Source organism: Synechococcus sp. BA-124 BA4 (assembly GCF_034931165.1).
In genome coordinates this window covers 1-22,167 of sequence record NZ_JAYGIA010000091.1, presented here as the reverse complement: position 1 = coordinate 22,167, position 22,167 = coordinate 1, and the positions used below count along the sequence as shown (strand labels likewise).

The 22,167-nt window shown below is 65.8% G+C and carries 18 protein-coding genes and 1 pseudogene; 9 read left to right on the top strand and 10 right to left on the bottom strand.

Annotated features, from left to right (window positions below; all coding sequences use genetic code 11):
• Nucleotides 1-188 precede the first annotated feature (188 nt).
• Nucleotides 189-426 (top strand): annotated as a pseudogene (locus tag VB734_RS12015) (integrase core domain-containing protein); the annotation flags it as partial.
• 421 nt (nucleotides 427-847) lie between these two features.
• Here the strand turns inward: VB734_RS12015 and VB734_RS12010 are convergent.
• The 5 genes from VB734_RS12010 to acpP form a co-directional block, all read right to left on the bottom strand.
• Nucleotides 848-2,401 carry a hypothetical protein gene (locus VB734_RS12010; RefSeq protein ID WP_323243367.1) on the bottom strand — a complete coding sequence of 518 codons (1,554 nt, stop codon included), beginning with the start codon at nucleotides 2,399-2,401 and terminating at the stop codon, nucleotides 848-850.
• Between the two features lie 176 nt (nucleotides 2,402-2,577).
• On the bottom strand, nucleotides 2,578-3,678 hold the full coding sequence (locus VB734_RS12005) for a glycosyltransferase (RefSeq protein WP_197167183.1): 1,101 nt from the start codon (nucleotides 3,676-3,678) through the stop codon (nucleotides 2,578-2,580).
• 35 nt (nucleotides 3,679-3,713) lie between these two features.
• Complete coding sequence (tkt, locus tag VB734_RS12000) at nucleotides 3,714-5,726, bottom strand: transketolase (RefSeq protein ID WP_197166350.1); 2,013 nt, start codon at nucleotides 5,724-5,726, stop codon at nucleotides 3,714-3,716.
• A 65-nt stretch (nucleotides 5,727-5,791) separates the two neighbouring features.
• Entirely contained in the window at nucleotides 5,792-7,039 is a 1,248-nt protein-coding gene (gene fabF, locus VB734_RS11995) for a beta-ketoacyl-ACP synthase II (protein WP_197166348.1), read from the bottom strand.
• An 8-nt stretch (nucleotides 7,040-7,047) separates the two neighbouring features.
• Nucleotides 7,048-7,290, bottom strand: a complete 243-nt coding sequence (acpP, locus tag VB734_RS11990) for an acyl carrier protein (protein WP_006172464.1) — start codon at nucleotides 7,288-7,290, stop codon at nucleotides 7,048-7,050.
• A gap of 149 nt (nucleotides 7,291-7,439) precedes the next feature.
• On the opposite strand from acpP, the gene psaC reads away from it, so the two are divergent.
• The 4 genes from psaC (at nucleotide 7,440) to VB734_RS11970 (ending at nucleotide 12,161) form a co-directional block, all read left to right on the top strand.
• Nucleotides 7,440-7,685 (top strand): photosystem I iron-sulfur center protein PsaC, encoded by a 246-nt coding sequence (gene psaC, locus VB734_RS11985; protein ID WP_006172463.1) that lies wholly within the window; start codon nucleotides 7,440-7,442, stop codon nucleotides 7,683-7,685.
• Nucleotides 7,686-7,833: 148 nt separating this feature from the next.
• On the top strand, nucleotides 7,834-9,759 hold the full coding sequence (gene glmS, locus VB734_RS11980) for a glutamine--fructose-6-phosphate transaminase (isomerizing) (protein ID WP_197166346.1): 1,926 nt from the start codon (nucleotides 7,834-7,836) through the stop codon (nucleotides 9,757-9,759).
• Between the two features lie 29 nt (nucleotides 9,760-9,788).
• Entirely contained in the window at nucleotides 9,789-11,051 is a 1,263-nt protein-coding gene (locus VB734_RS11975) for a hemolysin family protein (RefSeq protein WP_322782004.1), read from the top strand.
• Between the two features lie 102 nt (nucleotides 11,052-11,153).
• Complete coding sequence (locus VB734_RS11970; protein WP_006172460.1) at nucleotides 11,154-12,161, top strand: Gfo/Idh/MocA family protein; 1,008 nt, start codon at nucleotides 11,154-11,156, stop codon at nucleotides 12,159-12,161.
• Here the strand turns inward: VB734_RS11970 and VB734_RS11965 are convergent.
• Complete coding sequence (locus VB734_RS11965; protein ID WP_322782003.1) at nucleotides 12,122-15,445, bottom strand: glycoside hydrolase family 15 protein; 3,324 nt, start codon at nucleotides 15,443-15,445, stop codon at nucleotides 12,122-12,124. The two genes, VB734_RS11970 and VB734_RS11965, sit on opposite strands and share 40 nt — an antisense overlap.
• A 94-nt stretch (nucleotides 15,446-15,539) precedes the next feature.
• On the opposite strand from VB734_RS11965, the gene VB734_RS11960 reads away from it, so the two are divergent.
• Nucleotides 15,540-16,271, top strand: coding sequence for a WecB/TagA/CpsF family glycosyltransferase (locus VB734_RS11960; RefSeq protein WP_322782002.1), 732 nt, complete (start codon nucleotides 15,540-15,542; stop codon nucleotides 16,269-16,271).
• Nucleotides 16,272-16,274: 3 nt separating this feature from the next.
• Here VB734_RS11960 and VB734_RS11955 read toward each other — a convergent pair whose 3' ends face one another.
• Complete coding sequence (locus VB734_RS11955) at nucleotides 16,275-16,427, bottom strand: photosystem II reaction center protein K (RefSeq protein ID WP_006172455.1); 153 nt, start codon at nucleotides 16,425-16,427, stop codon at nucleotides 16,275-16,277.
• A 34-nt stretch (nucleotides 16,428-16,461) separates the two neighbouring features.
• Nucleotides 16,462-17,607, bottom strand: a complete 1,146-nt coding sequence (tgt, locus tag VB734_RS11950; RefSeq protein ID WP_322782001.1) for a tRNA guanosine(34) transglycosylase Tgt — start codon at nucleotides 17,605-17,607, stop codon at nucleotides 16,462-16,464.
• Nucleotides 17,608-17,660: 53 nt separating this feature from the next.
• On the opposite strand from tgt, the gene VB734_RS11945 reads away from it, so the two are divergent.
• On the top strand, nucleotides 17,661-18,440 hold the full coding sequence (locus VB734_RS11945) for an adenosylcobinamide-GDP ribazoletransferase (RefSeq protein ID WP_322782000.1): 780 nt from the start codon (nucleotides 17,661-17,663) through the stop codon (nucleotides 18,438-18,440).
• On the opposite strand, the gene VB734_RS11940 is transcribed toward VB734_RS11945, so the two are convergent.
• A complete protein-coding gene (locus tag VB734_RS11940) occupies nucleotides 18,437-19,552 on the bottom strand; it encodes a sensor histidine kinase (RefSeq protein WP_322781999.1) in 1,116 nt (371 codons plus the stop codon). The two genes, VB734_RS11945 and VB734_RS11940, sit on opposite strands and share 4 nt — an antisense overlap.
• Before the next feature lie 404 nt (nucleotides 19,553-19,956).
• Here VB734_RS11940 and VB734_RS11935 point away from each other — a divergent pair, with 404 nt between their 5' ends.
• On the top strand, nucleotides 19,957-20,328 hold the full coding sequence (locus tag VB734_RS11935) for a DUF3155 domain-containing protein (protein ID WP_197166335.1): 372 nt from the start codon (nucleotides 19,957-19,959) through the stop codon (nucleotides 20,326-20,328).
• Nucleotides 20,329-20,393: 65 nt separating this feature from the next.
• On the opposite strand, the gene VB734_RS11930 is transcribed toward VB734_RS11935, so the two are convergent.
• Nucleotides 20,394-21,116 carry an alpha/beta hydrolase gene (locus VB734_RS11930; protein ID WP_416223682.1) on the bottom strand — a complete coding sequence of 241 codons (723 nt, stop codon included), beginning with the start codon at nucleotides 21,114-21,116 and terminating at the stop codon, nucleotides 20,394-20,396.
• Between VB734_RS11930 and purH the strand changes: the two genes are divergently transcribed.
• Nucleotides 21,082-22,167: bifunctional phosphoribosylaminoimidazolecarboxamide formyltransferase/IMP cyclohydrolase (gene purH, locus VB734_RS11925; RefSeq protein WP_323243366.1), on the top strand; the 1,086-nt coding region annotated here is incomplete at its 3' end. The genes VB734_RS11930 and purH overlap by 35 nt on opposite strands.

Below are 22,167 nucleotides of genomic sequence, written 5' to 3'. Positions count from 1 at the left end.
TCCGGTACATGTGCGGCCATCGTCAGTGGCGACAATCCGCAATTGCCGCGTTCCCTGCCAGTTTATCGGCTTCCAACCGCTGAGACCAGTTGCAGCGCAGTTGATTTGGCTTTTTCAGGAGTCCCTAGGTCGCCGCCGATCCCGTGGGCCGTGCCTGCCTGCGGGAGCGGGTCAACTGCAGGCGCCCCAAACCGCTGATCCTCCATGCCGCCAACGGCAACGCCATGTGGTTCCGGCATTCTGGAGAGCCGGCTGCAGGAGTTGGGGGTGCTCAGATCCTTCTCCAGGCCCAGGGTCAGCAACGACAACCCCTTCCCGGAGTCGCTGTTCCGAACGGTGAAATACCGGCCGGACTACCCAAGGTGCCCCTTCCCGACCGTGGAGGAGGCCTGCGCCTGGGTCATGGCATTCGTGGACTGGTACAACACCACCGCCACAGCCGGGTCCGGTTCGTTAGGAAGAAATCTGTAAGCGAGAGCTGATGGCGAGGCTCACGTCGGAAAATGTGGAAAACTCTGGGTGGTATCAGGGCGCAGATAAGCTTGTATGTGTGCATATTGCCGCTGAATACTAGTCAGATCCAAAGCCGCGCCGCGCATCGCTCTGGCCTTTCTCGGTAAGCACGAAGTAAAGACCTGTAGGCCTCCCAGAGGAATATTCTTGGATAGAATCACCAATATTCTCTTTAGATCTGAAGCATTGAGTATGCACTTTTACTCATGACAGCATCTGCGAATTCCAATTCAGTTGAATTGATCGAACAATTTTGATGGCACCTCGACTGGTGGTGTTGAGTGTCGTGGATTTTTCAAAATGGACGGCTGCAAGTCATATGATTGCAAAACGGCTATCGTTGTTGTTGAAAAACATATTCTTTTGGAACTATTTTGTAATCCATTTCTCCGCATGACTGCAAGGGGATGCTCTCAGGGATGTTTCTTGCAAAGTCAGTATCGAGCATAATTGCTACTTTTGACTCGCTAGATGCAGGCTCCTGCTTGTACCACATGTTATTATTGTTGAACCTGTAGGGTGTCCCATCATTGTTGATTTGTCTGGAAATTATTGAACCATTGGAAAAGGCATGAACAGGTTTTGAATTCCAGTACTCCGAATACCATACTCCGACGTTCTCGGACTTCAGGCATTGTGTGAGCTGGTAGCCAGGGTCTTGCTTGTATGAGGATAGGTAGCCAGGCAGGGCTGCGAGTACGATTGCAAATACACTGATATAAATCGCCGTGAATGTAGAATTTCTTGCAGCCCTGAATCTTTCTAAGGAGAAATTATGAAATAAGAGCTCAGTAATGATCCATATGCCAGCAGTAATAGGTGCGAAGAATAACGGTAGAAAGTACCTCGTGCTCCCGGCATCTGCAACTAGGCCATACAGAATAACAAGGATCAGGGTTGATGGTATGGAGTAAAAGTTCCAAATCCAGAATATCTTCCTACGCAAAGATATGCTGGCATCTTGTGATGCAAAATCATGCGTTGAGGCTTGCTGAAGAGAAGTAAAGTATAGGCTTATTGATAATATCAAGGCAATCAGAGCGTAAACAGTAATGTAGCGTTCATTGGAGAGGACATTGGATAGCCTGGTCAGTGATAAAGCGATATTTTCAAGACTCACCTTATTGTTTGAAGTGGCAGAGTTGGTTATCTTATGCAGAATGTATCCAGCCAGTGATGACAGCAGAACTGCGCCAAAAATTCCCTTGATCCGTTGCTTGGGAAATGCTTCTGACCCAAACAGCAGATGGGCAAGAGTTGCAAGAAAAGGTATTGTGAACCAAAGAATGAAAAAATTGTCAGATAGCGCCGCCAACAAACAAACCATCATCAGCCAAGCCAGCGATGACTTTCGATGGGATGCGGTTTTGCCTGTAAGGGCGACCGAGGCAAGGGTGATCCCAACAAGGCAGGCAAGATAAGCCCCGAAATGAATTTCAGGGAGAACTGCTACTTTGATAATGTTTTCTTCTGAAATCTGATTTACCAGGCTTAATGCTACTGGAAAGACTGGAAGCAAATTGCGAGTCCAGGTACCTATGTCCCTCGAAGAAAGGACTGTTGCATGCAGGTAGTAGGTGGTTAGCCCAAGCAGGGTGCCGCTTAGGATGGGATAAAGCATGTGAAGGAAGATAGGGCTTAGTCTGCTAAAGACTGTGCCAATTCCAAGATAGTAAGCGATCTCGGGAATGTAGAAGTTATTGGGGCTCCCGTTCCACTCCCCGATGTTTAGGCCGTTGCGGAGGTCAACCAGTATATTGACCGGCAGAATAAGATCGGCATTGAGCAATTCCCCGACAGGCAAGATCAGAATGGCCAGCAGGGAGCCGAAGAGCAGGCACGACGTAAGTAGATTTAGAGTGCCCGAGGTTACAATTCTTTTGCGCATTGCTTCCTGCCCCTAGTGTGCTGAAAAGTTTTGGTCAGTACTGATGTGTCGCATCAGTGATTTGCTTTCTTGGCAACCTTGCTTATGTTACACGCAAGCTTCTCGAAGAAGACTCATCTGGGCGTTGAGAGGCCAAAACGGTCTATCGATACGTTTGCTGAGCTTACCGAGCTCTGTTACGGCGTGTTCCATACGAAACGCGAGGACGCCGCATAGTTCCATACGAACACCACCAGGATGCCGGCCAGTTGAGCCCATAAGGTGTTGCGGGACACCAGGTTGTAGAACGTTGAGGCCACGCCCACATTGGCCAGCACCGGCAGGGAGGCCACCAGCAGGAACTTGAGTAGGCCCTTCAGCAGTGCTGCACCCTGTTGACGCTGGAAGCGGAAGGTCAGGGCGTTATTGATCAGGTAGTTGGAGCTGGCGGCCACCACCACCGCAATTGGCAGTGCTTGCTTGAAGGCCAGCCCCGCCGCTTCCATCAGCGCCTGCACCACCAGCATCTGAACCGCCACTCCGCTCAGGCCCACCAAGGCGAAGCTGATGGCGCGGCGGGGTATCGAGCGCAGCAGCAGGGTGTGCAGGATTGACACCCCCAGATCCCAGACGATTGCCAGATCCAGCTTGGAATCACCAGCTACTCGGGCCTGGAAGTCCAGGGGGATTTCACTAACCTGCAAAGAACCGCGGCTGATCGAGAGCAGCTCGTAGAGAAACTTGAATCCATTCACATCCACCCGCCGTACATAGCGCAGAGTTGCCTCGGGGCGTAGGGCAAAGAAGCCGCTCATGAAGTCAGTCAGCCGGCTGTAGCCCGGAAGACTGAAGCGTGCGATTGTGTTTGCCCAGGTGGAGTGGCGGGTGCGTTTCTCACTTAGGCCATGAATCGCGGCCTCAGCGTGGAAGCGGCTGCCAACCACCAGATCGCTGCCGCTACTTAGTAGAGCCTGTACAGCGGCTTCAACCGCAGCCGGCTCATGCTGTCCATCGCAGTCCATGACGACGATCACATCACCAGTGGCATCGAGAATGCCTTCCTTGATGGCGCTGGCCAGACCGGCGCGCCCGACCCGACGGATCAGGCGCACACCGGCTTGGCCATGGGCCAGCTGTTTGACCAGATCGGCCGTGCCATCAGCCGAGTCGTCGTCCACGAAGAGCACTTCAAGATCGAAGCGTTGCTTCAATGGCAGCAGTTCCTCCAGAATCCTCCCGACGTTCTGCCGTTCGTTGTACGTCGGTAAAACGATCGACAGACGCTCCAGGGTGGCCATTGGCACCGAAGCCAGGTTGTTGGAAGGGGAATGCTTCAGAGCGCCTTGGCCTTCGCGACCACGTTCTCCACGGTGAAGCCGAACTTCTCCAGGCAGACAGGACCTGGAGCGGAGGCGCCGAAGCGGTCGATCGAGACGGTGTCCCCATCAAGGCCGACGTACTTGTGCCAGCCGAAGGAGCCGGAGGCTTCCACCACCAGGCGCTTGCGCACCGCGGCCGGCAGCACCGACTCGCGATAGCCGGCGTCCTGTTCCTCGAACAGCTCCACGCAGGGCATGGACACCACACGCACGTTGTGGCCCTCGCTGCGCAACTCCCGGGCGGCTTTGACGCAGAGATCCAGTTCGGTGCCGGAGCCGATCAGGATGAGATCGGGGCTGCCGTTGCTGTCGTCGAGGATGTAGCCACCCTTGGCCACATGCTCTGGTGCCGAATTGGGCTGGTTCACCATCGCCTGGCGGCTGAGGGCCAGCACCGTGGGCCGCTTGCGGTTGGTCACCGCCACCTGGTAGGCGCCGCTGGTCTCGTTGCCATCACCAGGGCGGATCACCAGCAGGTTGGGGATCGATCGCAGCGAGGCCAGGGTTTCCACCGGCTGGTGGGTGGGGCCGTCTTCGCCAAGACCGATCGAGTCGTGGGTGAGCACATAGATCACCCCCAGTTCGGACAGGGCCGAGAGGCGCATGGCTCCCACCATGTAGCCGGCAAACACCAGGAAGGTGCCGCCATAGGGAATCAGGCCACTGTCGTGATAGGCGATACCGTTGAGAATCGCTGCCATCGCGTGCTCGCGCACTCCGAAGTGCAGGTAGCGGTTGGCTTCGCTGCCCTTCTGGAAGCTGCCTTCCCCCTTGATGTCGGTGAGGTTGGAGTGGGTGAGGTCGGCGGAACCACCGATCAGCTCGGGCAGGTCGGGACCGATCGCGTTGAGCACGTTGTAGGAGTACTGACGGGTGGCCAGGCCCTTGTCTTCGGGGGTGAAGCGGGGCAGATTCCTGTCCCAGCCCTGGGGCAGTTCACCGCGCAGCATGCGCTCGAATTCGGCGGCTTCGGCCGGGTACTCGCTGCGGTAGGCCGCCAGGGTGTTGTCCCACTCGGCCTCCAGGGCCGCGCCGCGCTCGCGGGCCTTGCGCCACTGGTCGTAGGCCTGCTCGGGAATCTCGAACGGGCCGTAGGTCCATCCCAGCGACTTGCGGGTGAGATCGGCTTCCTCAGCGCCCAGAGCGGCGCCGTGCACCCCGGCCGTGTCGGCCTTGTTGGGGGAGCCGTAGCCGATGGTGGTGGTGACCTTGATCAGGCTGGGCCTGTCGGTGACGGCCTTCGCCGCTTCGATTGCCCGGCCGATCGCGTCGATGTCCGTGTTGCCATCAGCCACGTGCTGCACATGCCAGCCGTAGGCCTCGTAACGCTTGAGCACATCCTCGGTGAACGACACCTTGGTGTTGCCGTCGATCGTGATGTGGTTGTCGTCGTAGAGGGCGATCAGCTTGCCCAGGCCCAGGTGACCGGCCAGGGAGGCGGCTTCACCGGAGATGCCCTCCTGGTGGCAACCGTCGCCCATGATCACGTAGGTGTGGTGATCGATCAGGTCGGCGCCCGGACGGTTGAATTTCGCGGCCAGATGGGCCTCGGCGATGGCCAGACCGACGGCGTTGGAGATGCCCTGCCCCAGAGGCCCCGTGGTGACCTCGACCCCGGGAGTCTCGAAGGTTTCCGGGTGGCCGGGGGTCTTGGAACCCCACTGGCGGAACTGCTTGATGTCCTCCAGGGACACACTGTCGTAGCCGGTCAGGTGCAGCAGCGCATAGAGGAGCATGCAGCCATGGCCGGCCGAGAGCACGAAGCGGTCGCGGTTGAACCACTTGGGGTTGGCCGGGTTGTGGCGCAGGTGCTTGTCCCAGAGGGCATAGGCCATGGGTGCCGCGCCCATCGGCAGGCCGGGGTGCCCCGAGTTGGACTTGTTGATCGCGTCGATCGCCAGGAAGCGAATGCTGTTGACGCAGAGGTTGTCGACGGACAGGGTGTCCACTGTGGGGGCGGCGACCATGGTTGGGGGGAGGAGTGAGGGGAGTGAGGCGTTCCGGGCAGCGAAGAGCTGGCGATGCCAGGCCTTCAGCGCATCCGACGGAAGGCGAGACAGACGTTGTGGCCGCCAAATCCGAATGAATTCGAGAGCACGACGTTCAGTTTCTGTTCCCGCGCCTGATTGGGCACGACATCCAGATCACAGGCCGGATCCGGATTTTGATAATTGATGGTAGGTGGTACGAGGTTGTGGCCTATCGCGAGCACGGCGGCCACCGCCTCGATGCCGCCGCTGCCGCCGAGCAGGTGCCCGGTCATCGACTTGGTCGAACTGACGGGGATGCGATAGGCGTGCTCGCCCAGGGCCGCCTTGATCGCCGCGGTCTCGTTGCTGTCGTTGGCCTGGGTGCTGGTGCCGTGGGCATTGACGTAGTCGACCTCCTCGGGCTCCACCCGGGCATCAGCCATGGCCAGCCGCATCGCTTCGGCGCCACCGAGGCCCCCCGGAGTCGGGGAGGTGATGTGGTGGGCGTCGCAGGTCATGCCGTAGCCCACCACCTCGGCGAGGATCTCGACTCCCCGGGCGCGGGCGTTCTCGAGGCTTTCGAGCACCAGGATGCCTGCGCCCTCACCGATCACGAAGCCGTTGCGCTCGGCGTCGAAGGGGCGGCTGGCGGTTGCGGGGTCGTCGTTGCGGAAGGAGAGCGCCTTGGCACTGGCGAAGCCGGCCACCCCCAGGGGAGTGATCGCCGATTCGGCTCCGCCGCAGACCATGGCGTCGGCCAGGCCGAGCTGGATCAGGCGGAAGGCATCACCGATGGCGTTGGATCCAGCCGCACAGGCCGTTGAAACGGCGCTGCTCGGACCCTTGGCGCCCAGGGCGATCGCGGTCAGGCCGGCCGCCATGTTGGGAATCATCATCGGCACGCAGAACGGGCTGACCCGGTCAGGTCCCCGGTCGGCGAGCACATGGGCCTGGCTTTCCATCATCAGCAGGCCGCCCACGCCCGAGCCGATCGCCACACCGATGCGGTGCTGGGTGCTCTCGTCGATCAGGAGCTGCGCCTGGTCAACCGCCTGCTTGGAGGCCACCACACCGAACTGGCAGAAACGGTCCCAGCGCTTGGTCTCCTTGCGATCCAGCATTCCGCTTGGATCGAAGTTCTTCACCTCGGCCGCGAACCGGCAGGCATGCCGTGAGGCATCGAACAGGGTGATCGGCGCCACCCCGTTGAAGCCGAGCCGCAACCCGTCCCAGTACTGGGTGACGTCGTTACCGATCGGTGTGACCGCGCCGAGGCCCGTGACCACGACACGGCGGAGACCCTCCACCATCGACACCCTCAGGCCTGCTTGTCCAGGATGTACTTGACGGCGTCACCGACGGTGGTGATGCCTTCGGCCGACTCATCGGGAATCTCGATGTCGAAGGCCTCTTCCAGGGCCATGACCAGTTCCACCGTGTCGAGCGAGTCAGCGCCCAGATCGTTCTGGAAGTTCGACTCTGGTTTCACTTCAGCGGCATCGACGCTGAGCTGCTCGGCAACGATCGAACGGACTTTCTCGAAGATCGCTTCCTGTGACATGGCCGGTGTGTGGGAGGCCGCATCCTACGGGTCGCCCTGAACGGCCCCCCTGGCCCGTATGAAAAAGGGTGACGGCCTGGGGGCACCGACGCTGGTGTTCCGGACGGTTTGAGTACTTTGACCGGACGCCGTTCGCTCTCTGGCCGGGCATGTCCCATTCAGTCAAGATCTACGACACTTGCATCGGCTGCACCCAGTGTGTCCGTGCCTGCCCTCTCGACGTGCTCGAGATGGTTCCCTGGGACGGCTGCAAAGCTGGCCAGATCGCCTCATCGCCTCGCACCGAAGACTGCGTCGGCTGCAAGCGCTGCGAAACCGCTTGCCCCACCGACTTCCTCAGCATCCGCGTCTATCTCGGAGATGAAACCAGCCGGAGCATGGGTCTGGCCTACTGAGGCCCGTCTCCGCTCTGCGCACGTCCGCCCGGCTCCGCCGGGCTTTTTCATGGCTGCGGACCTCACTCCTGCCTTCCGCCGCAACGCCAGCGGGCTAGGCGCTCGGGCGGTGATCCTTTAGAAACAGCCGAAGTCCGGCGCCTCAGCCATGTGCGGCATCGTTGCGGTCATCGGCTCCCGAGAGGCGGCCCCCCTGCTGCTTGAGGGGCTGCGCCAGCTCGAATACCGCGGCTACGACTCCGCCGGCATCGCCACCGTCCAGGCGCCGGAGGCCGGCAGCGGCCTCTCCTCCGGGCAGCTCACCCTGCTGCGGGCCGAAGGCAAGCTCGTCAACCTCACCGCCCGCTACGAGGCCCAGGGGGCCCTGGGCCACTGCGGCATCGGCCATACCCGCTGGGCCACCCACGGCAAGCCCGAGGAGCGCAATGCCCACCCTCATCTCGATGGCAGCGGCACCCTTGCCGTGGTTCAGAACGGCATCATCGAGAATCACCGTCTGCTCAGAGAGTCGCTGCAGGCGGAGGGCGTGCACTTCCGCTCCGACACCGACACCGAAGTGATCCCTCACCTGGTGGCACGGACGCTGGGGGACCTTCAGAGCTCGGGCCGCCGGCCTTCACCCCAGCTGCTGCTCGAGGCGGTGCAGCAGGTGCTGCCCCATCTGCACGGGGCCTATGCCCTGGCGGTGGTCTGGGCCGGCGCGCCGGGAGCGGTGGTGGTGGCCCGCCGTCAGGCGCCGCTGGTGATCGGCCTTGGGGAGGGCGAATTCCTCTGCGCCAGTGACACCCCCGCCCTGGCGGGCTTCACGCGCACCATCCTTCCCCTCGAGGATGGCGAGACGGCGCTGCTCACGCCGCTGGGCATCGAGCTCTACGGGTCCTCGGCCGAGCGGGTGACGCGTGCGCCCAGCCTGCTGCAGGGAACCGAGCACGTGGCGGACAAGCGCAGCTTTCGCCACTTCATGCATAAGGAGATCCACGAGCAGCCGGAGACGGCGGCGCTCTGGGTGGCCCGTCATCTCCCGACCGGGTCGCCGGGGGTGCCCGGCACCCCGTCGCTGGTGGCCCTGCCGCTCCAGGATCAGCTCTTCGAGGGGGTGGAGCGGATCCAGATCCTGGCCTGCGGCACCAGCCGTCATGCGGCCCAGGTGGGGGCCTATCTGCTGGAGCAGCTGGCGGGGCTGCCCACAGCGGTGCACTACGCCAGCGAATTCCGCTATGCGCCGCCGCCGCTGGTGCCTCACACCCTCACCATCGGCGTGACCCAGTCGGGCGAGACCGCCGACACCCTGGCGGCGCTGCAGATGGAGCAGAAGCGCCGGGACCTGATCGCTGATCCGGCCTTCGCCCCCAGGCTGCTGGGGATCACCAACCGACCGGAGAGCTCCCTGGGCCGGCTGGTGCCGCACCTGCTGGACATCGGCGCCGGCATCGAGGTGGGTGTGGCCGCCACCAAGACCTTCCTGGGTCAGCTGCTGGCCTTCTACGGCCTCGCCCTCTCCTTCGCCGAGCGCCGCTCCAGCCGCTCCCCGGCCCAGCTGCTCGAGCTGGTGGCCGGGCTGCGGGCCCTGCCCGCCCAGCTGCAGGCGCTGCTGGAGGAGCAGGATCTGCTCTGCGCCGAGCTGGCCCACCAGTTCGCCGACACCCAGGATGTGATCTTCCTGGGTCGTGGCATCAACTTCCCGATCGCCCTCGAAGGGGCCCTGAAGCTCAAGGAGATCAGTTACATCCACGCCGAGGGCTACCCGGCCGGCGAGATGAAGCACGGTCCCATCGCCCTGCTGGACGCTCGGGTGCCGGTGGTGTCGATCGCGGTGCCAGGCACCGTCTTCGACAAGGTGCTCTCGAACGCGCAGGAGGCCAAGGCCCGCGATGCCCGCCTGATCGGTGTGGCCCCGCGCGGCCCTGACACGGAGATCTTCGATGTGCTGCTGCCCGTGCCGGAGGTGGATGAGCTGCTCAGCCCCCTGCTGACGGTGATTCCGATGCAGCTGCTGAGTTATCACATCGCGGCCCATCGCGGCCTTGATGTGGATCAGCCCCGCAATCTGGCCAAGAGCGTCACCGTGGAGTGAACTTCAACCTGCTAGCCGCCCTCCTTCCCATGCGCCTGCTCGTTCTGCTGCTGGCCCTGCTGGGGCTGCTGGCCTTCTTCGCCGCCAGCGAGTTCGCCCTGCTCCATCTGAGGCCCAGCCGGGTCAAGGTGCTCGCCGCCGACGGTCACGCCGGCGCCCTCTCGGTGGAGCGGCTGCAGCAGAGGCTGCGCCGGGTGCTGGTGGCCACTCAGCTGGGTGCCGCCCTGGCCATGGTGGCCCTCGGCTGGGGAGGCCGCGGTCTGGCGGTGCGGCTCGATCCGGGGGCCGAGCGCCTCTGGGTGGATGTGCTGGTGTTTCTGGGCCTGGTGGGGCTGGCCACGGTGATCGGCGGAGTGGCTCCCAAGGCCTGGGTGATGCATCGGCCGGAGAACTCGGCCCTTCAGCTGGCACCGTTGCTGGAGTGGGTGATCCGCACCCTCTGGCCTCTGTTGATCCTGGTTGAGCGCTTCGCCAATGGCCTGCTGCGCCTGCTGGGCCTTCCCCGCAACTGGGATGAGCTGGTGCCCGCCCTCTCCGCCGGCGAGCTGGAGACCCTGATTGAATCCAACAGTGTCACCGGTCTGCTGCCGGATGAGCGCAGCATCCTCGAAGGGGTGTTCTCTCTGCGCGACACCCAGGTGCGTGAGGTGATGGTGCCTCGCTCCGGCATGGTCACCCTGCCCCTCGAGGTGACCTTCGCCGAGATGATGGAAGCGGTGCACGCCACCGCCCACGCCCGTTTCCCCGTCATCGGTCAGTCCCTGGATGACGTCCGCGGTGTGCTCGACCTGCGCCGCCTGGCCGAACCGATTGCCCAGGGGTTGCTGCAGGGCGACACGCGCCTGGCTCCCTACATCACACCAGTGGCACGGGTGCAGGAGACGGTGTCCCTGGCCGTGCTGCTGCCGCTCATCCGCAGTGGCCAGCCCCTGCTGGTGGTGGTCGATGAACACGGCGGCACCGAGGGCCTGGTCACGGTGGCCGACCTCACCAGTGAGATCGTCGGCGATGAGGACGATCTGGTCACGATCCGCCAGAATCTGCAGCGGCTCCAGGACGACACCTGGCTGGTGGCCGGTGATCTGGAGATCTTCGAGCTCAACCGCCAGCTCGATCTCTCCCTGCCCGAGGCCGACGGCCACCACACCCTGGCGGGATTCATGCTCGAGCGGCTGCAACACATCCCGGCCCCCGGCGAGAGTCTTCGCTGGAAAGGCCATCAGTTCGAGATCAGTGCCATGGACGGTCCCCGCATCGAGCGGGTTCAGATCACCCGTCGCGACTCCACCTGAGGCGACACCTCACCACCGATGGAGCCGCCGGAGCGGATGATCATTGATAATGCCTGCACTGGAGAGGCGGGAGATCACGTTGGCGGGTGTGCTGGTGCGGCGATGAGCAGCGATCCCATCACCCCGGTCAAGGTGGGGGTCATCGGCATCGGCAACATGGGGTGGCACCACGCTCGGGTCCTGAGCCTTCTGCGGGACGCCGAGCTGGTTGGGGTTGCCGATCCCGATCAACGCCGTGGACAGCTGGCCGTCGAGCAGTTCGGCTGCCGCTGGTTCGAGAACTTCGACGATCTGCTCCCCGAGGTCGAGGCGGTCTGCATCGCCGTGCCGACCCTGCTGCACCATCGCGTGGGCATGGCCTGCCTCCAGGCCGGCCTGCACGTGCTGATCGAGAAGCCGATCGCCGCCAGCCAGGAGGAGGCCAGCGAACTGATCGGGGCCGCGGAACTGGCGGGGCGCCAGCTGCAGGTGGGCCATATCGAGCGCTTCAATCCCGCCTTCCGTGAACTGCTCAAGGTGGTGGCGAACGAGGAAGTGGTGGTGCTGGAGGCCCGCCGCCACAGTCCCCATGCCGATCGCGCCAACGATGTGTCCGTGGTGCTCGATCTGATGATCCACGACATCGACCTGGTGCTCGAGCTCGCTGGCTCCCAGGTGGTACGGCTTGCGGCCGCCGGTGGGCGCAGCTCCGATGGTCCGATCGATTATGTCAATGCCACCCTCGGGTTCAGCAACGGCGTGGTGGCCAGCCTCACGGCCAGCAAGATGGCCCACCGCAAGATCCGCAGCCTCAGCGCCCATTGCCGCGCCAGCCTTGTGGAAACCGACTTCCTCAACCGCCGGCTGCACATCCACCGCCGCGCCCATGAGTGGATCTCCGCCGACCACGGCGAGTTGCTCTACCGCAACGATGGGTTCATCGAGGAAGTGAGCACCACCTCGATCGAGCCGCTGTATGCCGAGCTGGAGCACTTTCTGCTCTGTCTGCGCGGTCGCGAGGTGCCAGCCGTCGACGGCCAGCAGGCCTCCAGGGCCCTGATGCTGGCCAACCTGATCGAACTGGCGGTGGATCAGCCCTCGCTCTGCATGGCCCTCGACGCCCCGATCTGAACGGCCGTGCTTGCCTCCACGTCCCCGGTCCCGTTCTCGGTGAGATCGCGCAGGGCCAGGATCTGCCAGCGGCGGCAGCGGGCCGGGGAGGAGGTGTAGAAGAGATCCCAGGCGGCTGATTTCCACTTGGCGTAGTCCTCCTCCGCCAGCTCCGGGTGGGTCTGCTGCCAGCCCACCCGCACCGCGTGGCCGATCACCACGTCAAGGGCCAGGTAGTCGTCAAAGCGCACCTGGGGATTGGCACCCACGAACACCACCAGCGAGAGCAGGGTCTCGGTGCAGAGCTGTCGGTATTCCGGCGCTTCGATCTTGCTGAGCAGGTGGTCCACCAGGGCCGCGAAGTTGCGCTCCCCCGGGGTCTTCTCCGAAAGCAGGGGTTCGCTCTCGAGCCGGTTGCGCCTCTCCAGCTTGTCGCCGATCACCAGTCCGCGGCAGTGGTGGAGCAGATCCCAGATGCCGGCGTAGAAGTCACGAGGGACCCGCTGCAGGGCCCCCAGGCGCTGGCGGTGCTGCATCCAGCCGCAGCCCTTGCCCAGAGGCAGGTCGTCGAGGGGATCAGGCACCTCCCAGCGGACCCGCCCACTCAGGTGGAGCTGTTCCTTGCGGCGCAGAGCTTCCCGGGCATGGTCCACATCCTCCAGCAGCGTGCGCAGGCGTCGCCGGATGGCGTGGGGCGGCAGATCGCAGAGGGCTTCGAAGGCGTCGTCGGCGGTGAGATCCAGCTCGGCGGCGAGCTCACCAGTGAGCAGGAGCAACAGCTGTCCCAGCTGGATCGTCAGGCTGCCGCTGAGCAGTGCCGGCTCCGAGCGGGCCAGCCCGTCGAGGGCCAGCAGCAGCTCCTGTTGCAGCATCCACTCCCGGCCGTCCTCTCCACTGAAGCGGCGGATCATCGCTCCGATCATGGCGCTGCCCTGGGGGTGGCTGATCAGGGAGTCGCGGGTGTAGTTGCGACCCACCACCACCTGCTTCTGGCGCACCAGGATGTCCGTGAGGGCATCCTCCAGCTGGGGATGCACCAGCTGCATCAGGCCGGCGCAGCGCCGCACCACGTTCCAGTCCCCTTCTGCCAGGCCCCGGCGGTAGATCTCCTCCACCAGCGCCTGCAGCTTCAGCGGTCCGGCGCTGGATGGACCCTGCAGGATCGCGCTCTGCCCCAGCCGCTGCACCAGCTGCTCCAGCACCTCCGCCTGTTCGGGCAGGGAGGTGCTGCGCCAGAGCAGATCCGCCAGGCCGGGGATGGCGATGTCCTCGAGTTCCTGCTCCTGCTGGATCGTGAGCGGCTGCTGGCTGGTGCTGCTGCGCAGCACCGGGGCGGCCGGCTGGCTGCGCCTCACCAGGGGCTGCTCCTGGGGTGGAGGCAGCTCCTCCCAGCAGACCTGATCGATCAGCGCCTCGAGGCGATCGAGCTGCACCGGCACGCCCTCAACCTGGCCACTGCGCAGAGCTTCACCCAGGCGGATCAGAGTGGCGGGATCCCGCTGGAACGGGCTGGATGCCAGCGGGATCAGCAGCAGGGGGAGGCCATCGCCGCGCCACTGCCGCTGCAGCAGTCGCAGCTCGCTGGTCACCGTATCCACCAGCTGCTCCGGGTCGTCCGCCAGATAGAAGGTGCCCTCCTCCAGCACGGAGGGCAGGAAGGCCATCACCTCGTCGGCTGTGCCGTTCTGACCACGGCCAGCGGGGCTCCGATACATCAGGGCCGTCGCCATGGTTTCCATCCGCACCGGCGGATAGCCGCTGAGGGCCAGCCTGGCGTTCGCCCCCACCGAGGCCATGCGTCGGCCCAGTTCCCTGGAGCTGGCCACCCGCACCGCACCCTGGGGGTGGGTCACCGGCAGACCGGCCTGCTCCAGAGCCGCGGCGATGGTGTCGTTCTCAGGCACCAGGGCCACCAGCACCCTCTCGGCGCCGAGGGGGGCCGGCAGGCGGCGGTGGCTGGGATCGATGTCCTCCGGACTCAGCAGACCGTTGAGCAGCAGGTCACCCAGCCAGGTGAGGCTCTGGGTCCAGAGCAGGGGGACGTTCTCATTGGCGATCCGTTCCTGGGTGCCGGGATGGAGCCGCTCCGCCTCGATCGCCTCGGCCGGCACCAGGTAGAGCTCGGGCAGTTCGGGCACGCCATCGACGTCGACGCTGACCGCCTCCAGGCGCCGCCGCCAGTGCCAGGCCTCCCCCCAGCGTTCCTCACAGCAGGCCGTCACCAGCTCATAGGCGAAGAACAGGGGCCATTCGCACTCGATGCCCTCGAACTGAGCCAGCTCCTCGGGCTCGTAATGGAGCCGTTCGTGGTCCTCCACCAGGGTCTGGTGGCCATCCCGGCGAAAGCGCTTGTACCCGTACGCACCGCCGAGGTCACGGCGGATCTTGCGGCGTGTGCGCTCCACCAGCTCAGGGTCCTCCACCGCCCAGGCGGGGTAGCCGATCACCGAAAGGCAGGCGCTGTCCACCTCCTTGCTGGCCGACTCCCGCGGCAGCAGGGCCTGCAGGGCCCGCCGCAGCCTCACGATCGCCGGATGGGGGATGTGCAGGCAGCAGCTGCCGTCGCCGTGGGGTCCGTAGAGATCGAGACCCTCCAGGGCCTCCAGGGCCGCCTTGACCAGGCCGATCGAGCTGGCGTTGCGTTCCGGTTCGCCGTGGTTGCCCTTGTCCCCCCGCTCCCAGATGCCGTAGTCGGCGATCCGGTAGGCCCGGGCCATGTAATACACGAGGTTCTGCAGGAAATCCCGCTCATGACTGCTCTGCACCACCACCAGCCCTGCACGGGTCAGCTGGGCCAGCTGCAGCAGATAGAGGGCCGTGGCGTCGAGCTGAAGATGGCCCCAGCCGTCGTCGGGCACCACCGGGTTGCCTGTTGCGGTGTCGAACTTGGCGTGGATCGCATCGAGCCGGTCGAGGCTGCGCTTGAAGCGCTCCACCTTCGCCGCCTGGCGCAGCATGGCGGTGAGCAGGCCACGCATCAGCTGCAGCACGCGCTGGTTCAGCTCATAGGCCCGGGTGCAGGGGCCACTCAGGCGGCGGTGGGCCTGGGCCAGACCCCAGACGCACTGGATCGAATAGACGCAATCCCTGACCCAGGCATCGCCGTAGTTGCCGTGCACCGTGTTGGAGGTGCTCGCCGGCAGCAAGCCCGTGATCGGATGCTGGCGGGCCAGCACCACCCTCTCGATCTGGCTGTCGAGGTGGCGAAGCAGCTCGCGGGCGTCCTCATCGCTGAGCTGGCGGGGGCCCAGCTCCTCCCGAAGGGCAGGCTCCAGGCTCCCGTCGCTGGTCAGCTCGCTCGTCATGGTGGGCCTGGCTGCGCGGTTGATGGAGGGATCTGCGCTGCAGATGGGTACTCTCCCTAGATTCTCCCCTGCGGTCCGAAGGGACCTGGCCGTGATGGTGACGGAAACTCCGGTTCCCGGATGCCTGCGCTCGAAGGTGCTGGGTCTGCCGGTCGATGTCTGTGCGGATGTGGCTGACGCGGCGCTGGCGCTGCAGCGCCGTGGCGGTGGTCAGATCGTCACCCTCAACGCCGAGATGACCATGGCGGCGCTCGAGGATCCCTCCCTGGGCGATGTGATCCGCTCCGCCGAGCTGGTGATCCCCGATGGGGCGGGAGTGGTCTGGGCCCTGGGACGGCAGGGGCACCGGGTGCGTCGCAGCCCGGGAATCGAGCTCGCGGATCGGCTCCTGGTGGAGGCTGCCGAGCGGGGGTGGCGGGTGGCCCTGGTGGGGGCGTCCCCAGCGGTGATGGAGCGCCTGCGGGAACGTCTGCTGCTGCGACTGCCTGGCCTCGATCTGATCGCCGCGGTGCATGGCTATCAGAGCGAGGCGGCCTGGCCGGGCCTGGAGGCCACGTTGACAGCCAGCCAGCCCGATCTGGTGCTGGCCGCGCTGGGGGTTCCCCGCCAGGAGATCTGGATCCAGCGGCTGCATCAGGGGCAGGGCGGCCTCTGGATGGGGGTGGGTGGCAGCTTCGATGTCTGGGCCGGAGCCAAAAAAAGGGCCCCCACCTGGATGGGAGCCCTGCAGATCGAATGGCTGTACCGGTTGATCCAGGAACCGAGCCGCTGGCGGCGGATGCTCGCCCTGCCAGCGTTCGCCTGGGCGGTGCTTCGGGGTGGATGAAGCTCAGCGGAAGCCGACGGAGGCTTGCCAGACGAAGGCCAGCAGCAGGAAGAACAGGGGGATGATCGGCAGGATGTCGACCAGGGGGCCGAAGGCCTGGTAGGCCTCGGGAAGCTGGGCCAGGGTGGTGGCGGTGATCAGTGTGGAGAAGACCATCCCTGAACGGCGGAATCGTGATATGGGCTGGACGCTACCACGTGTGAGCAGCCCCGGAGCCGGGCTCCCAGGGAGTGAAATCCTCTGCAAAGCAGCCCTCGCGGATGGCCGTGGCCATGGCTGTGCTGAAGCGGATCAGCTGGGTGAGGTTGTGCAGGCTGAGCAGGATCCGGCCCAGCAGTTCCCCACTGCGGAACAGGTGATGCAGGTAGGCCCGGCTGTGACCTGTGCAGGCCGGACAGACGCAGCTGGCATCCAGCGGCGTGTGGTCGTGGCGGAAGCGGGCGTTGCGCAGGTTCCAGCGTTCGCCCCCCACCAGGGCGGTGCCGTGGCGGCCCAGGCGGGTGGGCAGCACGCAGTCGAAGAGGTCGATGCCCTGGGCCACCGCGATCGCCATCTCCCGCAGGCTGCCCACCCCCATCAGGTAACGGGGACGATCCATGGGCAGCAGCGGCGCCACCTGGCGCACGATCTGGTGCATCGACTCCACCGGCTCCCCTACGCTCACGCCGCCGATGGCGATGCCGGGCAGGCCCATGGCGCTCACCGTTCGTGCCGCCTGCTCGCGCAGATGGGGGAAGGTCCCCCCCTGAACGATGCCGAACAGGGCCTGGTCGCCGCGGTCATGGGTGGCCACGCAGCGCTCCAGCCAGGCGTGGGTGCGGCGGCAGGCCTCGGTCACGTCGTTTTCGCTGGCGGGGTAGGGCGGACACTGATCGAAGGCCATGGCCACATCAGCCCCGAGCGCCATCTGGATCTGCATCGAACGCTCCGGTGTGAGGTTGATGCGGGAGCCGTCGCGGGGCGAGCGGAACACCACCCCCTCGTCGTTGATGACATTGATGGCGCCGAGGCTGAACACCTGGAACCCACCCGAATCGGTGAGCAGGGGCCCATCCCAGCCCATGAAGCGGTGCAGCCCGCCGGCCTCCGCAACGATGGCCTCCCCGGGCTGGAGGTGCAGGTGATACGTGTTGGCGAGCACCATCTGGGCCCCTGTGGCCGCCAGCTGCGCCGGCGACACGCCCTTGACGGTGCCGAGGGTGCCCACCGGCATGAAGCGGGGAGTCTCGACGCTGCCGTGGGGTGTGTGAAAGACGCCGCAGCGGGCCTGGGTCCTCGGGCAGTGGGCCGTGATCTCGAACAGGAAGGGGTCAGCCGCTGCGGCGGAGCGGGTCACGGCGGCTGGATCGGTTCGGGATCGAACCTAGAGGGTGCGCCGGAGGGTGGGCGATGAGGCCCCTTGAGGCACCCCGCTGGCTGCGCGACCTCGCCGGGGCCTGGATCTTCTACACGGTGCTGCCCGCCTGGCCGCGGCTGCAGCCCCGCTTCGAGCGGATTGCCCGCTTCGCCCCCTGGATCGGTCTGCTGCAGGGCCTGCTGCAGGGTCTGCTCTGGTGCCTGGCGGAACCCTGGCTGCCTGCAGGCGCGCGCGTGGCCCTGGTGCTGGCCCTCGGTCTCTGGCTGACGGGCGGCATCCACGCCGATGGGGTGATGGACACCGCCGATGGCCTGGCCGCCGGCGAGCGGGCCCTGGAGGCGATGGACGACAGCCGGGTCGGGGCCAGCGGAGTGCTGGCCCTGGTCCAGGTGCTGCTGCTGCGCGTGGCCGCGCTGCTCACCCTGGCGGAGCTGAACCTGGGGCCGCTGGTGGCTCTCGCGCTGGTCTGGGCCGGGGTGTGGGGCCGTATCGCCCCGTTGCTGGCGATGCAGAACTTCCCGTACCTTCGCCCCGCCGGTACGGCCGCGTTTCATCAGCGCCACTGGCTCGGCCTGGGCCGGGAACTCAGACCTGCACTGCTGATGCTGGTGCCGCTCACCCTCGTGGGGGCGTCGATGGGCTGGCCCTGGCAGGGATGGCTGGGCCTGCTGCCGGCGTGGCTGCTGCCGCGGGGGCTCGGCCGCCGCCTGGGGGGGCACAGCGGTGACAGCTACGGCGCCTGCGTGGAATGGGTGGAGAGCCTGACCCTCGTGCTGATGACTCTGGCCGCCCTCGTGGCCGGGGCCGGCTAGGCACTCGGCGGCAGCTCCAGCAGGAAGGCGTTGCCGGCGCCGGGGAGATCGCTCGAGGCGCGGCTGGGAGGGCAGAGCAGGCTGAGTTCACCGCCGAGGCTGCGGGCCAGATCCCTGGCCAGGGCCAGTCCAAGCCCCGTGCCCGGCAGGGCCTTGCCCCGCTCTCCCCTGATCCCCCTTTCAAAGATCGCCTCGCGCTCCTGATCGGCGATGGCCGCCCCGCCATCCCAGACCGTGAGCCGGGGCCGCCCGCCGGAGGCCTGGGTGCAGTGCAGGCCAATGCTGCTGCCTTCGGGGCTGTAGCGGAAGGCGTTCTCGAGCAGGTTGGCGAGAATTTCAGCCACGGCGGCACTGTCGCCGTGCCAGTCAGGCAGGGAGCCGGGCCCCTGCCAGGCGCGCCCCTGGAGGGCGGCGGTGGCGGCGGCCCGCTGCAGCAGAGGCTCCACGCTCTCCCGCAACGGCGAGGCCTCGCCTGTCCTCAGGGAGGGGGGCAGCAGCAGGGGGCCCGCGGCCTGCGGCCCCGGCTGGATGGCCGCTGGATCCGTGAGCCCGTCGATCGCCTCGATGTAGCGGTGGAGCTGCTGCCCTTCCACCAGCAGGTTCTCCACCAGCAGACGGTTCTCGGGATCACCCTCGAGGCGGCGCTTGAGCAGCTGGGCAAAGGTCCGCAGGGCCGCCAGGGGATTGCGCATCTGGTGCACCAGCAGACGCAGCTGCTGCTGCTGCCGCTCCAGCTGCTCGCTCAGGCGCTGGTGCTCCAGATCCAGCAGCAGAGCCTCGGTGAGCGACTGAGCCGCTGCCTGCAGTCGTGGATGGAGGTTGGCCGGACAGGCGCTTCCGGCCAGCTCCACCCGCAGGGCGCCCAGCAGGGTGCTCTGGTGGCGCAGGGGCAGCCAGCGGCGCTGCTCACTGGGCAGCAGCAGGGTGTGGTCCTCGTCGACGGCGGGAAGGGCCAGGCGCTGCGGCGGCCAGTGGCCCACCGGCATCAGCGCCAGCTTGCCGTCCTCACGGGGGATGGCCAGATAGACCACCAGAGAGCGGAGGTCGCTGCGGTCGGAGAACTGCTCGAGCTGCAGCTGCAGCAGGGTCAGAAAGCGCGGCGACACCTGCATCGTGGCCTGGCCGGGGGAGCCTGCAAAAAAAAGTTCCGGGACGCGTGGTTGAAATCTCGGATTTAGCCTTAAGATTTACGTATCGACCACTACTTCGCGGTCCGCGAGCGGACCTCCAGGTGCAGGGACGAACGCATCGGTTGCACTTTTCTGCAAACGAGGCTACAGCAGAGAGAGACCCGTCCCTCCGCTGTTCGGAGGCATCCCCTGGGATGTCTCCGGCTTGCTTCCTGTCTGGCGATTCCCTGAGCAGCTGCCAGCAGCCGCCGCAGGAATTCCGCTCCCGGTAGCCAGATGTCTGGGCGTGCCTGCGCTTCCCCTGGGAGCGCTCAGCCGGTCTGTCTCGCCCTGCGAGACCGCCCCTCCTTCCCATCCCTCTCCATCTCCCCCTCGGGAGTTGTTTCATGTCCAAGAAGCGCAAGCGGATCAGTCGCCGTCGTCTCGCCGGTCAGCGCGTGCTCGCCCACGTGCCCACCCACAACCTCGAGACCGGAGAGCACAAGCCGGTCACAGCGGCGCGCCGCTACATCGCCGAAACCGGCCTCGACGCCCCCGCACTGCTCAACGTCCGACGCAACGAGCACACCACCGATCGTTTCTTCTGGGGTGAGAAGGGTCTGTTCAGCGCCCAGTACGCCGAGGAGAACCACTTCCTCTTCCCCTCCCTGCGTCTGATCGTGGATCAGATCGGTGAGGACACCCTCTTCGCCGGCCTGGAATCCACAGGCTCCGACGACTGGGAAGAGATGGAAGAGTACGAGTACGCCTTCGTCTGAGGCCTGACCGGACAGACCCCCCGATCAACCCCCGTGGATCGATCCCCCGATCCGCGGGGGTTTGTTCACGCCGGCGGCCGGGGAAAGTGCTGCTGCAGGAAGGAGCGCAGAGAGGGGAACAGGGCCGGGTCGATGGTGTGGCCCCCCGGGAAGCCCAGCAGCTCACTCTCCCCGCCGGCGCTCCGCCAGAGCCGCTGCAGCTCCTCGCTGGCGCCATAGGGCACCACCGGGTCCGTCCGGCCGTGGGTGAGCAGGACCGGAGGCAGGGGGGATCGCGGCCTCCAGCCGGGGTGGGGATAGCCGCTGCAGGCGATCACGCCCGCCACCGGCAGTTCGCCGGCCACATCCAGGGCCATGGCCGCTCCCTGGGAGAAGCCGAGAACAATCGTCCGCTCGAGGGGCAGGGTCTCCGCCAGGGCCTCCAGCCTCTGGCGCAGATGCTGCCGTGCCCCGGCCAGGCCAGGCCACTCCGGCTGCTGCAGGTCGTACCACTGGCGCCCGACTCCGTGGGGGTGAGCTTCAGGCGCGCGCAGGCTGATCACACCTGTGGCACGGCCGGCGAGCTCCTCGCCGAGATCGAGCAGGTCGTCGGCATCGGCGCCCCAGCCATGCAGCAGCACCAGCCGCTGCTCGGCTGCGGCGGGTCCGCGGATCAGAAGGTCATCCGTCATGGCACTGGGGTGGTGGGCCCGTTCGGGGCTGCCGGGGTCTGCTGCTGCGTAAGTTGTGGCCAGCACGCTGTCACCACTGCCCATGGCCCCCACCGCGCTGCTCAGTGTGTCAGACAAGCAGGGCGTGGTGGACCTCGCGACGGCCCTGCACCGCCGGCATGGCTACAACCTGCTCTCCAGCGGCGGCACCGCCGCCACCCTGGCCGCTGCCGGCCTGCCGGTGACCCGCGTGGCCGATCACACCGGTGCGCCGGAGATCCTCGGCGGCCGGGTCAAGACCCTGCATCCGCGCATTCACGGCGGCATCCTGGCGCGTCGGGAGGATCCGGCCCACAGAGCTGATCTGGAGGCCCAGGCGATCACCCCCATCGATGTGGTGGTGGTGAACCTCTACCCCTTCCGGGAAACGGTGGCCGACCCGGACGTGTCCTGGGAGAAGGCGGTGGAGACGATCGACATCGGTGGCCCGGCCATGGTCCGTGCCGCCGCCAAGAATCACGCCGATGTGGCGGTGCTCACCGACCCCGGCCAGTACGCCGACTTCCTCGCGGCCCTTGCCGAGGGTCGGGTTGATGCCGCCCTGCGCCGCCAGCTCGCCCTGGAGGCGTTCCGTCACACCGCCAGCTACGACAGTGCCATCAGTGCCTGGCTGGCCGAGAACCTGGAGCCCGCCGCTCAGCAGGATCCTCCCCTTCGGCTGGAGCTGCCCCTGCGCCAGACCCTGCGCTACGGCGAGAATCCCCATCAGCAGGCCGGCTGGTACAGCGAGCCCGGGGCCGGATGGGGCGCGGCCCGGCAGCTGCAGGGCAAGGAGCTCAGCTTCAACAACCTGCTTGATCTTGATGCCGCCCTGGCCACCGTGAGGGAGTTCGGCTACGGCGGGGAGGTTCATCCGGCGGCAGTTGTGGTCAAGCACACCAACCCCTGCGGGGTGGCCGTGGCCGGCAGCGCCGCCGAGGCCCTGACGCGGGCCCTGGAGGCGGATGCCATCTCGGCCTTCGGCGGCATTGTGGCCCTCAACGCGGTGGTGGATGGAGCCAGCGCCGAGCGTCTCACCAGCCTGTTCCTGGAATGCGTCGTGGCGCCTGGATTCAGCGAGGAGGCCCTCGCGCGCCTCGGGGCGAAGGCCAATCTGCGCCTGCTGGAGCTGCCCGCCGCGGCGGTGGCG